This is a genomic window from Streptomyces sp. CS113 (genome assembly GCF_002188365.1).
GTDB lineage: Bacteria > Actinomycetota > Actinomycetes > Streptomycetales > Streptomycetaceae > Streptomyces > Streptomyces tendae.
The window spans coordinates 4701562-4715417 of record NZ_KZ195574.1 but is presented as its reverse complement, the minus strand read 5'-3'; the positions used below and the strand labels follow the sequence as shown (position 1 = coordinate 4715417).

Sequence of the window (13856 nt, the reverse complement as noted above, 5' to 3'; positions counted from 1 at the left end):
ATGACCTCCGGCCAGTCAGGTCGCCCCACCCGCCGGTTGGTCGCCTGGGTGGCTGCTCTGCGGGTGGAATGCCCTGCGGAGCGGCCGCACGAGCCACTGGCCGAATATCGAAGACTCCGCCGCAGTGCCCCTCGCATGCGCTTAGGATGGCTCGGGTGCCCAGGGATTCGGGATTATCGACGCGTTCCCCCTGGGGGTATCCGCCAACGATTTTGACGGCCAAGTGATCCGTGGGTAAGTTCTGCTCGCGGATCGGAAAGGCCGCCTCCGTTGGCGCGGAGGCGGCCCCATCTCCATCCGTGTTCGAAAACCCTGCGAAGAGCTCCTGAAGACGTTGGAGAACACAAGCATGCCACAATTCGGACTGACCATCGATGTCTGCCTCCGCGATCTGCCGTTCTGCTTGGTCGGCGCGGCCGTGTCGGGTCACCCCTTCTACGCCGATACGCCCGCCCAGATCGCCGTCCCGGTGGCACTGCTGATCGCCTTTGACATCCGCGTCCGTCGCTCGCGTCGTCGCATCTGACGGCCCAGACACGGCCCGCGAGCATAAAGAAGCCCCCTCCTGCCAGCAAACCAGCAGGTAGGAGGCTTCTTCAGCTCCAATTACTTCTTCTTGCCCTGGTTCTTCACGGCCTCGATCGCTGCCGCGGCCGCGTCCGGGTCCAGGTACGTGCCGCCCGGGTTCAGGGGCTTGAACTCGGCGTCCAGTTCGTAGGACAGGGGGATGCCCGTCGGGATGTTCAGGCCCGCGATGTCGGCGTCGGAGATGCCGTCGAGGTGCTTGACCAGGGCGCGGAGCGAGTTGCCGTGGGCGGCGACCAGGACCGTGCGGCCGGTGAGGAGGTCGGGGACGATCGCGTCGAACCAGTACGGGAGCATCCGGCCGACGACGTCCTTCAGGCACTCCGTCTGCGGGCGCAGCTCCGGCGGGAGCATCGCGTAACGCGGGTCGGAGAACTGGGAGTACTCGGCGTCGCGGTCCAGCGCGGGCGGCGGGGTGTCGTAGGACCGGCGCCACAGCATGAACTGCTCCTCGCCGAACTCGGCGAGGGTCTGGGCCTTGTCCTTGCCCTGGAGGGCGCCGTAGTGGCGCTCGTTCAGGCGCCAGTGGCGGTGGACCGGGATCCAGTGGCGGTCGGCGGCCTCCAGCGCGAGCTGGGCCGTGCGGATCGCGCGCTTCTGGACGGACGTGTGGACCACGTCGGGCAGCAGGCCGGCGTCCTTGAGCAGCTCGCCGCCGCGCGTCGCCTCCTTCTCGCCCTTCGGGGTGAGGTTGACGTCCACCCAGCCGGTGAACAGGTTCTTCTCGTTCCACTCGCTCTCGCCGTGGCGGAGGAGGATCAGCTTGTACGGTGCGTCGGCCATGCTCCCGAGCGTAATCCAAGGCCCTGATCCCCCGCGCGTGCGCCCGGTGGGCGGACGGTTGACGGGAAGTGTTAATTGGATGGCTTCCGCGAGAGTGCCGTTTGTAAGTTGTGCTTACCGCTTCAGCCGCTTACATCGATCTCAGCCACCTCGGGGGACCCATGTCAGTCGCCGGACTCACCGGACTCAGACGTGCCGCACGCGAGACCGTCTCCGGGCTCCCCCGCGAGTTCTGGTGGCTGTGGACCAGCACACTGGTCAACCGGCTCGGTGCCTTCGTCGCCACCTTCATGGCGCTGTACCTCACCATCGACCGCGGCTACTCCGCCTCGTACGCCGGTCTGGTCGCCGCCCTGCACGGGCTCGGCGGGGTCATCTCCTCACTGGGCGCCGGAGTGATGACCGACCGGCTCGGGCGGCGGCCGACGCTGCTGGTGGCGCAGGTCTCCACCGCGCTGTCCGTCGCGCTGCTCGGCTTCATGCGGGACCCCGTGGCCATCGCCGCCGTCGCCTTCCTGGTCGGCATGGCCAGCAATGCCTCCCGGCCCGCGGTGCAGGCGATGATGGCGGACATCGTGCGGCCCGAGGACCGTATCCGGGCGTTCTCGCTCAACTACTGGGCGATCAACCTCGGCTTCGCGATCTCCTCCATGGCGGCCGGATTCATCGCCGAGGTCAGCTATCTCGCCGGGTTCATGATCGAGGCCGGGATGACGCTCGTCTGCGCCGTCCTCGTCTTCGTGAAGCTGCCCGAGTCCCGGCCCCAGCAGGAGACGGCCTTGGACGACGTCCCGGGCAAGGACGCGGCCGTCTCCCTGTGGACCGTGCTGCGCGACGGGCGGTACATGAGTGTCGTCGGGCTGTCCTTCCTCATCGCCCTGGTCTTCCAGCAGGCCTACGTCGGGATGCCCGTCGCCATGGGCGAGGCCGGGTTCACGCCCGCGGACTTCGGGCTGGCCATCGCCGTCAACGGCATCCTGATCGTCGTACTGCAGATTCCCGTCACGCGGTTCATCCAGCACCGTGATCCGCGGCTGCTGCTCGTCGGCTCGGCGTTGCTGGCCGGGTACGGGTTCGGGCTCACCGCCTTCGCCGGGTCGGTCGCGGTGTTCGCCCTCACCGTGTGCGTGTGGACGCTGGCCGAGGTCGTCAACGCGCCGACCCAGACCGGGCTCGTCGTCCGGCTGTCGCCCGTGCACGGACGCGGGCGCTACCAGGGCATGTACACCATGTCGTGGGCGGTCGCCGCCCTCGTCGCCCCCCTGATGTCCGGGTTCGTCATCGACCACTGGGGCGCCGAGTGGCTGTGGGGCATCTGCGCGGTCGTCGGCACCGTGGCGGCGGCCGGGTACTGGGGGCTCATGCGGGGCCTGTCGGACGACGGCGACAGCAACAGCGACAGCGACAGCGACAGCAACGGGGCGCCGGTGGCACGGGACGTGTCCGCCGCTGCCGCGCCCCGGGCCGACACCAGCGCCGTCTGATCCCGAGCGCCGCCGTCCGGTCCCGCCGCTCGCTCGCGGATGCGTCCCGTCACGGATGCATCCGCGCACCCTTCAGCACCTTGTCCACCGCGTTCTTCGGGCCGTACACCGCGAGGCCCACCAGGTCCAGGTCCGCCGTCGCCACCGCCCGTACCGCCGCGCGGTTGTCGCGGTCGTTGCCCGTGGTGAAGAGGTCGGAGGTGAAGAGGGCCCGGGGCAGGGCGCGCGACAGCGCACGCGCGTGGGCGGTCGTCAGCGTCTCCTTCGTGCCCTCGAAGACCAGCACCGGCTGGCGGAACATCGGCAGGTAGCCGACGGCGTCCGCATCCTCGTACGGCTCCCCGATCACCTCGGGGAACTGCTTGCCCAGGCCGCTGACCAGGAACGCCGTGACGTTGAGGCGCTGCCAGGTCTCCAGGTCCTCGCGCAGCAGTACGGCGATCTTGGTGTCGAAGCGGACGGGGGTCTCGGCCTCGGGAGCCTTGGGAGTCTCGGGGGCTGCTTCGTGCGTGCTCATACGGTGAGACTGCCGACCCGCACCCCGCCCGGTCTTGTACGTTTTTTGCATGGGCGGCCGAACGAAGGACCAGCGGAACGTCTCCGCCTGGCGGCCCCGCGTCCCGGGCGTCGTCGAGGTCTTCCACGCCCACTACACCGAGTACGCCTATCCGATGCACGTCCACGACGCCTGGACGCTGCTCATCGTCGACGACGGCGCCGTACGGTACGACCTGGACCGGCACGAGCACGGCACCCCGCACGACACGGTGTCGCTGCTGCCGCCGCACGTGCCGCACAACGGCTCCCCGGCGACCCCGGACGGCTTCCGCAAGCGCGTCCTGTACCTGGACGCCTCCCGGCTGGGCGACGAGCTGATCGGACCGGCGGTGGACGCGCCCGACCTGCGCGACCCGGTGCTGCGGCGGCGGGTCGGACAGCTGCACGCCGCGCTCGCGCTGCCCGGGGACGAGCTGGAGGCCGAGAGCCGGCTGACCCTCATCGGCGACCGGCTGCACGCGCACCTGCGGCCCGGGACCGGCGCACCCGGCGCCCGGCGGGATCCCGTACTCGCCCGGCGGCTGCGGGAGCTGCTCGACGAGCGGGTCGTCCCGGGGATCGGGCTGGACGAGGCGGCCGCACTCGTACCCGCGCATCCGGCGCACCTCGTACGGGCGTTCAGCGGCGCGTACGGCATCGCGCCGCACCAGTACCTGATGTCCCGCCGGGTCGACCGGGCGCGGCGGCTGCTGCTGGCCGGTGCCGCCCCGGCGGAGGTGGCGGGCGCCACCGGCTTCTACGACCAGGCCCACCTGACGCGGCACTTCAAGCGGTTGGTGGGGGTCACGCCGGGGCGGTACCGGGCCAGCGGCGCCCGGACCTGACGCCGGTCAGCCCTCCCAAAGCGCCCGGTCAGCCGTCCCACGCCGCCCCCGTCAGCCGTCCCACGGCGCCCCGTCAGCCGTCCCACAGCGCCCCGTCAGTCGCCGGAGCGCTCGATCAGGTGCTGGAACGCCTCCAGGTTGCGCGTCGACTCGCCGCGCGAGGTCCGCCACTCGTACTCCTTGCGGATGGCGGAGGCGAAGCCCAGCTCCAGCAGGGTGTTGAAGGCGCCGTCGGCGGCCTCCAGGACCTGGCCGAGGAGGCCGTCGATCGCGTCGGGGGTGACGGCGGCCAGGGGGAGTTTCGCGGTGACGTAGACGTCGCCGAGGCGGTCGACGGCGTAACCGACGCCGTAGAGCTTGAGGTTGCGCTCCAGCAGCCAGCGGTGGACGGCCGGTTCGTTCTCGTCGGGGTGACGGATGACGAAGGCGTTCAGCGAGAGCGAGTGCCGGCCCACGAGGAGGGAGACCGTCGTCGAGAGCTTGCGGGTGCCGGGGAGCTTGACGACGTAGTTGCCGGGCTCGGGGCTCTCCCACTCCAGGTCGGCGTCCTTCAGCGCCGCCTCGAGGACCTGCGCTGCCTTCTGCTGTGGTGCCTCAGCCATGGAGCGAGCGTACGCGACGGCGGTGCGACTGGATCGCGGCCGTGTAGACGTCGGCGGTGGTGGCGGCGGCGCTGTCCCAGCCGAAGGACTGGGCGTGCCGGGCGGCGGCGTCGCCCATGCGGGGCGTCAGCTCGGGGTTCTCGGCGAAATCGCGCAGCACGCGCGCGTACGCGGCGGGATCGTGGCCGTCGACGAGGCGCCCGGTGTGTCCGTCGCGCACCGCGACCGGGAGCCCGCCCACCGCGGCGGCCAGCACCGGCGTACCGGCCGCCTGGGCCTCTATGGCGACGAGCCCAAAGGACTCGCTGTAGGACGGCATGACGAGGACGGACGCGGCCCGGAACCAGTCGGCGAGCTGCTCCTGGCCGACCGGCGGGCGGAAGCGCACGACATCGGCGATGCCGAGCCGCGCGGCGAGTTTTTGCAGGCCCTCCGGCTTGGCGAGGCCGCTGCCGCTGGGTCCGCCGACGACGGGGACGACGATGCGGGCGCGCAGGTCGGGGCACTGGTCGAGGAGCACGGCGACGGCGCGCAGCAGCACGTCCGGCGCCTTCAGGGGCTGTATGCGGCCCGCGAACAGCGGGATCAGCGCGTCCTGGGGCAGGCCGAGGCGGGCGCGGGCGGCGGCGCGGGCGTTGCCGTGCTGTCCCGGGCCGGGCACGGAGCCCTTGGGGAAGGGGCGGAACCGGTCGAGGTTCACGCCGGGGTGGACGACGGCGACCTTGTCGGGGTCGGCGGCGTAGTGCCGGACGAGTTCGTCGGCCTCCTCGGCCGTGTTGGCGATCAGCCGGTCGGAGGCGGCGACGATCTGGGTCTCCCCGATGACGCGGGCGGCCGGTTCGGGGGTGTCGCCGTCGGCCAGGTTGGCGTTCTTGACCTTGGCCATGGTGTGCATGGCGTGCACCAGGGGCGCGCCCCAGCGCTGGGCGGCGAGCCAGCCGACGTGGCCAGAGAGCCAGTAGTGGGAGTGCACGAGGTCGTAGTGGCCGGGGCGGTGTCCGGCCCAGGCCTGCATCACGCCGTGGGTGAAGGCGCAGAGCTGGGCGGGCAGGTCCTCCTTGGCCAGTCCCTCGTACGGGCCCGCGTCGACGTGCCGGACCAGGACGCCGGGGGCCAGCTCGACGGCGGGCGGCAGGGCGGCGGTGGTCGCCCGGGTGAAGATCTCGACCTCGATGTTGATCTCGGCGAGGCGCTGGGCCAGCTCCACGATGTAGACGTTCATGCCTCCGGCGTCGCCGGTGCCGGGCTGGTGGAGCGGTGAGGTGTGCACGGACAGCATGGCGACCCGGCGGGGCCTGCGCAGGAGCCGGAGCCGCGGGGAGGCCGCCGGTGAGCGACGCCCGAGCCTGCTGACGTACTGGCTCACGAGCCGTTCCTCCTCGCTGCGGGCATGCCGGTCGAAGGGCCTGCGATGCCCTCCAAGGGGTGGGAACACCGAATGGGCAGCGCTCCATTCCGTCTTTCGGACCTTTGCCGAATCATTACCGCCGATCGCTCAACCGTTCGAGGGCTCCTCGGGTCCCCCCACCCGAGTCGGTGGCGGCGGCGCCCTGCCGTGGTGTGCGGGTACCACCATCCGGTGGACGAATGCCGCACGGCCGGCCGCCCGCCGCACGGCCGTCTGCCGCCGGCCGTCTGCCGCCGGCCGTCTGCCGCCAGCCACCTGCCACCCGCCACCTGCCGCACAGCCTCGACCTCGGCCTCGACCTCGGCCGCATACCCTCGTAGGCATGCCACCCCGCGCCACCGCCACCCGCCCCGTGGGCACGGTCACGCGCGGGACGACGAACCCCAACCGTCTGCGCCGCATGGACCGCTGGATCGCGGCCGTGCACGGCGCCGAACTGCGCCGCGCCGCCGAGCCCGTCGCCGTCGACCTCGGCTACGGCGCGGCCCCCTGGACGGCCGTCGAGCTGCTGCTCCGTCTGCGCACGGTCGCGCCGCACGCGCGCGTGGTGGGCGTCGAGATCGACCCGGCGCGGGTGGCGGCGGCCCGGCCGTACGCGCGCGCGGGGCTCGATTTCCGGCACGGCGGCTTCGAGGTCCCCGTGTCCCGGCCACCGCTGCTGATCCGCGCGGCGAACGTGTTGCGCCAGTACGACGAGGGCGAGGTGGCGGCCGTCTGGCGGCGGCTGTGCGCACGGCTCGCACCGGCGTCGGAGTCCTCGCGCGGCGGGCTCCTGGTCGAGGGGACGTGCGACGAGATCGGGCGCCGGCACGTATGGGTGGCGCTCGGTCCCGAGGGGCCGCGCACGGTCACCTTCGCCACCCGGCTCGGCTCGCTGGACCACCCCTCCGACCTGGCCGAACGGCTGCCGAAGGCGCTCATCCACCGCAATGTCCCCGGCGAGCCCGTGCACGCCTTCCTGCGCGACTTCGACCGCGCCTGGGCCGCCGCCGCGCCGTACGCCTCCTACGGCGCGCGGCAGCGCTGGATCCGGGCCGTACGGGACCTGACGGCCGACTGGCCGGTGACGGACGGGCCGGTGCGGTGGCGGCAGGGCGAAGTGACGGTGCGGTGGGAGGCGTTGGCGCCCCGCGCGTGAACCCGACGGGGCGATCGGGGGCGGTCGGGGGACGGCCTGCGTGCCCGGGGCGACCGGGGACGGGCGGAGGAGGTCGGAGACGGCCGGGCGCTGCCGGGGCGGCCTGAGAGCGGCCCGGGACGGCCGCGGACGACCGCGACCCCGGGAACGATCTCCGTGCGGCGTTCGTCACACACCCGGGGAGCGGTCGAGCAGCGCGGTCGAGGGAAGCAATGGAGCGGAACCAGGAGCAAAGCACGGCCTCTGTCGCTTTTCGCGCCGGCATGGCACGATCCCCCGAGCGGGCTATGTTACTGACGGTTAATCAGCTTGGGGGCGAGGTATGCGTACGGGAAAGCGTGGCTTGACGACCGCTGCCGTGACCGTGGTCTGCGCGATCACCGTGCTGGCGGCGCCGGGCACGGCGTTCGCGGACCCGGACCCCTCGGCCTCACCCTCGGCCTCACCGTCGGCGTCGACGCCGGCAGGCGCCCCGGCCGCCACGCCCGGCAAGGACCTGGAGGCCGTACGCAAGAAGCTCGACAAGCTCTACCGCGCGGCGGCCTCGGCCACGGAGGAGTACAACGCCGCCGAGGAGAAGGCCGAGAAGCAGAACGCCGAGATCGTCGAGCTGGCCAAGAAGATCGTGAAGGGCCAGGAGAAGCTGGACGGCCTCAAGGAGCGCGCCGGAGCCGCGGCCCGCGCCCAGTACCGCACCGGCGGCCTGCCCGACGGGGCCAAGCTGGTGCTGAGCGACGACCCGGAGGACTTCCTCGACGGCACCGGCCGGGTGATCCAGGGCCACCGGGCCACCAAGGGCCTGCTCGGCGAGCTGACCCGCACCCAGGAGGACCTGAAGACCTACGCGGCCGACGCCTCCGCCCGCTTCAAGGAGCTGGAGGCGAACCGCAAGGCCAAGGCCACCGCCCAGAAGAAGATCGAGAAGCAGATCGCGGCGGCCGAGAAGCTGGAGACCGAGCTGGAGACGGAGGAGAAGGAGCGCCTCGCCCGGCTGGAGCGGGAGGCACAGGCCAAGGCGCAGACCGCCTGGCTCGACTCCGGCATCCTCGAGGACCTCGACACCGAGGCGACCGGGCGGGGCCGCAAGGCGGTCGAGTACGCCACCGCCCAGCTCGGAAAGCCGTACCAGTGGGGCGCCGAGGGCCCGACGTCCTACGACTGCTCCGGCCTGACCTCGCAGGCCTGGGTGTGGGCCGGGCAGACGATCCCCCGCACCTCGCAGCAGCAGTGGAAGCAGCTCAGGCACGTCGACGTCGAGGACATGCGCCCCGGCGACCTGATCATCTACTTCGACGACGCCAGCCACGTCGGCATGTACGTCGGCGACGGCTCCATGGTGCACGCGCCGCGACCGGGGCGTGCGATCACCGTCGCGGGCGCGGGTTCGATGCCGATCCTCGGCGTGGTCCGGCCGGACACCGCCCCGGAGCAGGCCGCCACGCCCAAGGGGTGAGACGGGCCACGCGCCACGCTCCGGGCGCGTGAGACGGGCCACGTGACCCAGTCCACGCCCGGCGCCCCGCCCCGCGTGACGTTCGTCATCCCAGGTCCCGGGCCGACGTGTCCAACTGCGGGCGATTACGCGGCATATGACAGTGGCCGATGGCCGCCCGACGTGTTCTGGACCATTCCGCAGCGGTGCGGTCACCCGCTATGGTCCCCGTCGGTGGGTCGAGGTCCCTCGCCCCGCCATGCCCTCGGGGGGAGGGAAGGAAACCAAGACGATGCCCGTACCCGTACCGCGGCAGAGGGCGATCCCGGCCGTGGAGTGTGGTCAGGCGCCCGCCGCGTCCCCGGACAGCGGCCCTTCCAAGGAACAGGCCCCGCCCGGGACGCACCCGGCCGAGAACCCCACCACCAGGCGAGAGAACCCCACGGAGAAGCGCGAGAAGCCCACGGACACCAGCCCCGACCCAAGCACAGGCACCGCCACCGCCACCGGCACCGGCACCGGCACCGGCACGGACAGCCCTGCCGCCACCGGCACGGACAGCCGTACCGCCACCGGCGCCGGGCGGACGCACACCGACCTGACGCGGAGCGCGGTCCCCACGAACCTCACCGTGCTGCTGATCGAGGACGACCCGGCCGGTTCGCCGATCGTGCCCGACCTGCTCGACCAGGCCGGCAAGCCGATCCGCGTCCGCACCGCGCGCAACCTCACCGAGGCCGGGCGGCTGCTGACCGACGACGTCCACTGCATCCTGCTGGACCTCGCCCTGTCGGCCCCCGCCCCGGCCCGCACGAGCGCCGACGGCGGTGGCAATGCCAACGGCAACGGCAACGGCGGCGGCGGCGGTGACACCGAGGACCACGACGAGCTGGCGGTGCTCCGGCACGTCCTGGAGCTCGCGCCCCGGCACGCCGTGCTCGCGCTCACCTCCTCCAGCGACGCCGAGCGCGGCGCCGAGGCCGTGGCCGTCGGCGCGCAGGACTACCTGTTCCGCGACGAGCTGGACGGCCGCCTGCTGAGCCGGGCGATCCGCTACGCCGTCGAGCGCAAGCGGTCCGACTCGGCGGAGCGGCGGCTGGCCGAGGGCCGGGTGCGGGCCCAGGAGAACCGCCGTCTGGAGCGCGGTCTGCTGCCCACCCCGCTGCTGGCCGGCTCCCCGCTGCGCTTCGCCGCCCGCTACCGTCCGGGCCGCTCGCGCGCGCTGCTCGGCGGCGACTTCTACGACGTCGTCCGCACGCCGGACGGCACCGTGCACGCCATGATCGGCGACGTCTGCGGGCACGGCCCGGACGAGGCGGCGCTCGGCGTGGAGCTGCGGATCGCCTGGCGGGCGCTGACGCTGGCGGGGCTCTGCGGCGACGAGCTGCTGGGCACGCTCCAGCAGGTGCTGGAGCACGAGCGCTCCGACGACGAGATCTTCGCGACGCTGTGCGCCGTGGACATTTCCCCGGACGGCCGCCGCGCGGGCCTGTGCCTGGCCGGGCACCCGTCCCCGCTGATCGCCGCCCCGGGCGTGCCCGCGCGTCTGCTGCCGTACGACAACAACGGCCCGGCGCTGGGACTGCTGCCGGGCGCCCGCTGGCCGCGGATGCAGGTGGAGCTGGGCGCCGAGTGGAGCCTGATGCTCTACACCGACGGTCTGATCGAGGGCCACGTCGGCGAGGGCCGGGAGCGGCTCGGCCAGGACGGCATGGTGGAGATGGTCCGCCGCCAGCGCGCCGAGGGGCTGCGGGGCGAGGAACTGCTGCGGGCTGCCGTCAACGAGGTCCGCGAACTCAACGGCGGCGAACTGGCCGACGACGTCGCGGTGGTCCTGCTGGACCGGACGGCCTGAGCCGCCCGGTCCCGGTGACCCGGCGCGGGGGCTGACCGTCGTACGGGGTCAGCGTCCGCCGTTGTACGGGCCGTACGGGCCGTCGCTGCTGGAGCCGCGGCGGCTGTTGCGGCCGCCGCCGGACAGGCCGCGCAGGGCGGGCCGTACGTCGACCATGTACACGATCGCCGCGATCAGGCCGATGATCGGCAGGAACGACAGGATCGGGAAGATCAGGCTCACCACGAAGGCGAGTCCGAGGATGATCAACCAGAACGGCTTGGTCTTCTTGTCCGCCGCGCGGTAGGCGTCCTCGCGACGCGTGGCGGCGTCGATCAACGCGAAGCCGGTGAAAACCATCAGGGCGATGTTCAGCAGCCCCAGGAAGTTCGCGAACCCCTGCATCAGCACAACGTCCACCACCAGACTCGGTTCTTCATTACGCGGTCACCGTACCCGCAGAACGAGCCGGACACCCCAAGGGTGCCCGGCCGCTCCCCACTCGTGACGCGCCGCACTACTTGGCGGGCGGCGTCGTCTTCTTGGCGGTGGTGGACTTCTTCGCCGGGGCCTTGCGCGGGGCGGGCGTCTTCTTCGCCGCCGCGGTCCTGTTCTCGGTGACCCGGACCGGCTCCGACTTGGCGCTCGCGGGCTTGGCGGCCGCGGGCTTGGCCGGGGCGGGCTTGGCCGGCTCGACGGCCACGGCGAAGTCCTCCACGTCCTCGGCCAGGTCCTCGATGCCGTCGGCGGCCTGGCCGCGCCAGGTGCGCACCGCGTGCTCGCCGCGCTCGGCGACCTTCTCGTAGGTCTCCCGGGCCTTGACGGCGTACTCGGCGGCGACGCCGACGGAACGCAGCGCGAGGTCCTGGGCGGTCTCGCCGAGCTTCTTGAAGTCGGCGTCGAGAGAGCCGAAGAGCTCGTTGGCCTTGGCCTGGAGGCTGCCCTGGGTCTCCTTGACGCGGGCCGTCGCCTTCTCCTGAACGGCCTTCGGGTCGGTGTTGCGTACGGCGTCGATCCGCGCCGGGGCCTCCGCGCGCAGCTGCTCCACCAGCACCGGCACCTTCCTGGCCTGCTGGAAGGCGAGGTCGGCGGTGCCCGCGGCGAAGTAGAGCGGGGTGGGATCGCTGAAGGTCTTGCGCAGGTCGTCGGTGATGGCCATGGTGATGGTCCTCCGGAATTGCTTATGAATGAGGGTTTTTTACTGTTTCCGCCCCGTTGACAGTGGCATCGCCATCGACATCCGCGCCGGTACCCGAATCCGCGTCCGCGTCCGCATCGGCGTCCACGTCGGCCCCGAACCCGTTCTCCTTGCGGAAGGACTCGTAGACCTGGAGCAGCACCTGCTTCTGCCGCTCGTTCAACGAGGGGTCGGCGAGGATGACCGCACGCGTCTCCACGTCGTCCCGGTCCCGCTCCGCGTCGAGGATCCCCGCGCGGACGTACAGCGTCTCGGCGGAGATCCGCAGCGCCTTGGCGACCTGCTGGAGCACCTCCGCGCTCGGCTTGCGCAGCCCGCGCTCGATCTGGCTCAGGTACGGGTTGGAAACGCCCGCGGCGTCGGCGAGCTGCCGCAACGACAGCTGCGCGTTGCGCCGCTGCTCGCGCAGGTACTCACCGAGATTGCCGACGTTGAGCGATGCCATGCCTCCAGCATGCCCCCACGCGCTAACTATTGCAAGCACCTGCTTGCAATAGTGCGCCCCGCCGGACCCCAGGCGCGCGCTCCGAGCTCCTGTCCCGTCTCAGAACTCCGCTCCGACCGAGGGCCGGGGCAGCCACATCATTCTGTGGAATCAGTACCCGTCAACTCTCACGGGTGGACGGCTTTCCCTGCCGGGTCACATCCCGATGCACTCGCGCAGGAGATCGGCGTGGCCGTTGTGACGCGCGTACTCAGCGATCATGTCCACCATGATCCCTCGCAGTGAGATCGGCTCGCCGGTCCTCTTGCGGATCCCTGTTTCATCCAGCGATGCGGCAGCGGCCGTGATCTGCCTGGAACGCTCGCACTCCGTCCGCCAGACGGCGAATGCTTCCTCGACGTCACCTTCCAGGCTGTCGAAGTCCTGGTCGGGGTCATCGTCAGAGTAATAGAGCATCGGAACGTCCTCGCCGGCGAACTGGATGCGGAACCACCAGCGCTCGACGCCGGCCAGATGCCGCACCATGCCATGCAGGGACAGGCCGGAGGGCGGCACCGCCCGCTCGGACAGCTGTTCCGCGGTCAGGCCAGCGCACTTGAGCTCGAAGGTTGCCCGGTGCCAGTCCAGGACTGCGTCCAGGGTCTCCCTTTCGCCACCGACGGCGGGCGGGGTCGGGCGCGTGTCGTTGTTCCACCGGAGTGCATAGTGCTTGGGGGTGGCTGCGTCGGTCATCGTCTGCCTTCCGGTGCCTTCCGGGCCGTGGATGGGCCGAGCCTGACAGGCACCACTGACATCGAACCTGACCTGCGGGTTGTTGCCTGACGTCGATGACGGGCGACAGTGCGGCGGTGACACCGGAAACTGCTGCCTTCACTGCGAATCCTGGAAGCAGGCGTCTCACCGTCCTGACGAGGCCCAGCTCAGGAAGCACCACCCTCGCCGTGATCGATGAGACGCGCACTCGACCGGTTGCTGAAGCCCTATGCCGGATCCGGCCACCGGTCGAGGCGGTCGCGGTGGGCCCGCGTCGCATTCCACGAGGGATGCTCTGCCACCGACCAGTTCAGAACCTCGCCCTGCCCCTACTTACCTGGGACGGGACGGCCGTACCCACTTTTTTGTGCGTACTGGGCAACGCGCCGTGCCCGTCCGAGACTGAGGGTGCAGGCGGGCGTCAGGAAGGCGTGCGGGCGGCGGGCTCCGGTTCCGTCAGCCGGTCCAGGCGGCGGTGGCCCCAGTCGGAGAGGGGGGAAAGGGCCTCGGCGAGATCGCGGCCGAACGCGGTCAGCGAGTACTCGGTGCGCAGCGGCAGCACGTCGTACACCCGTCGGTCCACCAGGCCGTCCGCCTCCATCTCGCGCAGTGCCTGGGTCAGCACCTTCTCGGTGAGTCCCGGCGCCTTCCGGCGCAGTTCGGCTGGCCGGTGCGGGCCGGATTCCAGCAGCCACAGCAGCGTGGTCTTCCACTTGCCCTCGATCACGGCGATCGCGGCGGTCACTCCGCAGACGTTCGGATCGTGGCGCCGGTGTGCCATGAGGTGCCCCCATTCATCAGCAATTGTTCTT

General features: G+C 71.6%; 15 protein-coding genes. 6 read left to right on the top strand and 9 right to left on the bottom strand.

Features of this window, described 5'->3' with window-relative positions:
* The first annotated feature begins 349 nt into the window (after window positions 1-349).
* Window positions 350-526: a hypothetical protein gene (locus B9W62_RS40240; RefSeq protein ID WP_179235588.1), complete on the top strand. Its 177-nt coding sequence runs from the start codon at window positions 350-352 to the stop codon at window positions 524-526.
* 80 nt (window positions 527-606) lie between these two features.
* Here the strand turns inward: B9W62_RS40240 and B9W62_RS21010 are convergent, their stop codons facing one another.
* Complete coding sequence (locus B9W62_RS21010) at window positions 607-1368, bottom strand: phosphoglyceromutase (RefSeq protein ID WP_087808622.1); 762 nt, start codon at window positions 1366-1368, stop codon at window positions 607-609.
* Between the two features lie 161 nt (window positions 1369-1529).
* Here B9W62_RS21010 and B9W62_RS21005 point away from each other — a divergent pair, with 161 nt between their 5' ends.
* Complete coding sequence (locus B9W62_RS21005) at window positions 1530-2852, top strand: MDR family MFS transporter (RefSeq protein WP_087808621.1); 1323 nt, start codon at window positions 1530-1532, stop codon at window positions 2850-2852.
* A gap of 49 nt (window positions 2853-2901) precedes the next feature.
* Here the strand turns inward: B9W62_RS21005 and B9W62_RS21000 are convergent, their stop codons facing one another.
* Window positions 2902-3369 (bottom strand): DUF2000 domain-containing protein, encoded by a 468-nt coding sequence (locus B9W62_RS21000; RefSeq protein WP_087808620.1) that lies wholly within the window; start codon window positions 3367-3369, stop codon window positions 2902-2904.
* Between the two features lie 49 nt (window positions 3370-3418).
* On the opposite strand from B9W62_RS21000, the gene B9W62_RS20995 reads away from it, so the two are divergent.
* On the top strand, window positions 3419-4234 hold the full coding sequence (locus tag B9W62_RS20995) for an AraC family transcriptional regulator (protein ID WP_087808619.1): 816 nt from the start codon (window positions 3419-3421) through the stop codon (window positions 4232-4234).
* Window positions 4235-4329: 95 nt separating this feature from the next.
* Here B9W62_RS20995 and B9W62_RS20990 read toward each other — a convergent pair whose 3' ends face one another.
* The gene (locus B9W62_RS20990; RefSeq protein ID WP_087808618.1) at window positions 4330-4836 is read right to left on the bottom strand and encodes a type III secretion system chaperone family protein; all 507 of its coding nucleotides are present in this window, start codon (window positions 4834-4836) and stop codon (window positions 4330-4332) included.
* The gene (gene mshA, locus B9W62_RS20985; RefSeq protein WP_087808617.1) at window positions 4829-6202 is read right to left on the bottom strand and encodes a D-inositol-3-phosphate glycosyltransferase; all 1374 of its coding nucleotides are present in this window, start codon (window positions 6200-6202) and stop codon (window positions 4829-4831) included. Before mshA ends, B9W62_RS20990 begins: the two co-directional genes overlap by 8 nt.
* 364 nt (window positions 6203-6566) lie before the next feature.
* On the opposite strand from mshA, the gene B9W62_RS20980 reads away from it, so the two are divergent.
* The 3 genes from B9W62_RS20980 (at window position 6567) to B9W62_RS20970 (ending at window position 10669) form a co-directional block, all read left to right on the top strand.
* A complete protein-coding gene (locus tag B9W62_RS20980; RefSeq protein WP_087808616.1) occupies window positions 6567-7382 on the top strand; it encodes a class I SAM-dependent methyltransferase in 816 nt (271 codons plus the stop codon).
* A 322-nt stretch (window positions 7383-7704) separates the two neighbouring features.
* Window positions 7705-8835 carry a C40 family peptidase gene (locus B9W62_RS20975; RefSeq protein WP_087808615.1) on the top strand — a complete coding sequence of 377 codons (1131 nt, stop codon included), beginning with the start codon at window positions 7705-7707 and terminating at the stop codon, window positions 8833-8835.
* A 271-nt stretch (window positions 8836-9106) separates the two neighbouring features.
* Entirely contained in the window at window positions 9107-10669 is a 1563-nt protein-coding gene (locus B9W62_RS20970) for a PP2C family protein-serine/threonine phosphatase (protein ID WP_179236065.1), read from the top strand.
* A 48-nt stretch (window positions 10670-10717) separates the two neighbouring features.
* On the opposite strand, the gene B9W62_RS20965 is transcribed toward B9W62_RS20970, so the two are convergent.
* The 5 genes from B9W62_RS20965 to B9W62_RS20945 form a co-directional block, all read right to left on the bottom strand.
* Complete coding sequence (locus B9W62_RS20965; protein ID WP_179235587.1) at window positions 10718-11053, bottom strand: DUF2516 family protein; 336 nt, start codon at window positions 11051-11053, stop codon at window positions 10718-10720.
* A 112-nt stretch (window positions 11054-11165) separates the two neighbouring features.
* Window positions 11166-11807 carry a hypothetical protein gene (locus B9W62_RS20960; RefSeq protein ID WP_087808613.1) on the bottom strand — a complete coding sequence of 214 codons (642 nt, stop codon included), beginning with the start codon at window positions 11805-11807 and terminating at the stop codon, window positions 11166-11168.
* Between the two features lie 22 nt (window positions 11808-11829).
* Complete coding sequence (locus tag B9W62_RS20955) at window positions 11830-12291, bottom strand: helix-turn-helix domain-containing protein (RefSeq protein WP_087808612.1); 462 nt, start codon at window positions 12289-12291, stop codon at window positions 11830-11832.
* Window positions 12292-12486: 195 nt separating this feature from the next.
* Window positions 12487-13023, bottom strand: a complete 537-nt coding sequence (locus B9W62_RS20950; protein WP_087808611.1) for a DinB family protein — start codon at window positions 13021-13023, stop codon at window positions 12487-12489.
* A gap of 442 nt (window positions 13024-13465) precedes the next feature.
* Window positions 13466-13825 carry a winged helix-turn-helix transcriptional regulator gene (locus B9W62_RS20945; RefSeq protein WP_087808610.1) on the bottom strand — a complete coding sequence of 120 codons (360 nt, stop codon included), beginning with the start codon at window positions 13823-13825 and terminating at the stop codon, window positions 13466-13468.
* Window positions 13826-13856 lie beyond the last annotated feature (31 nt).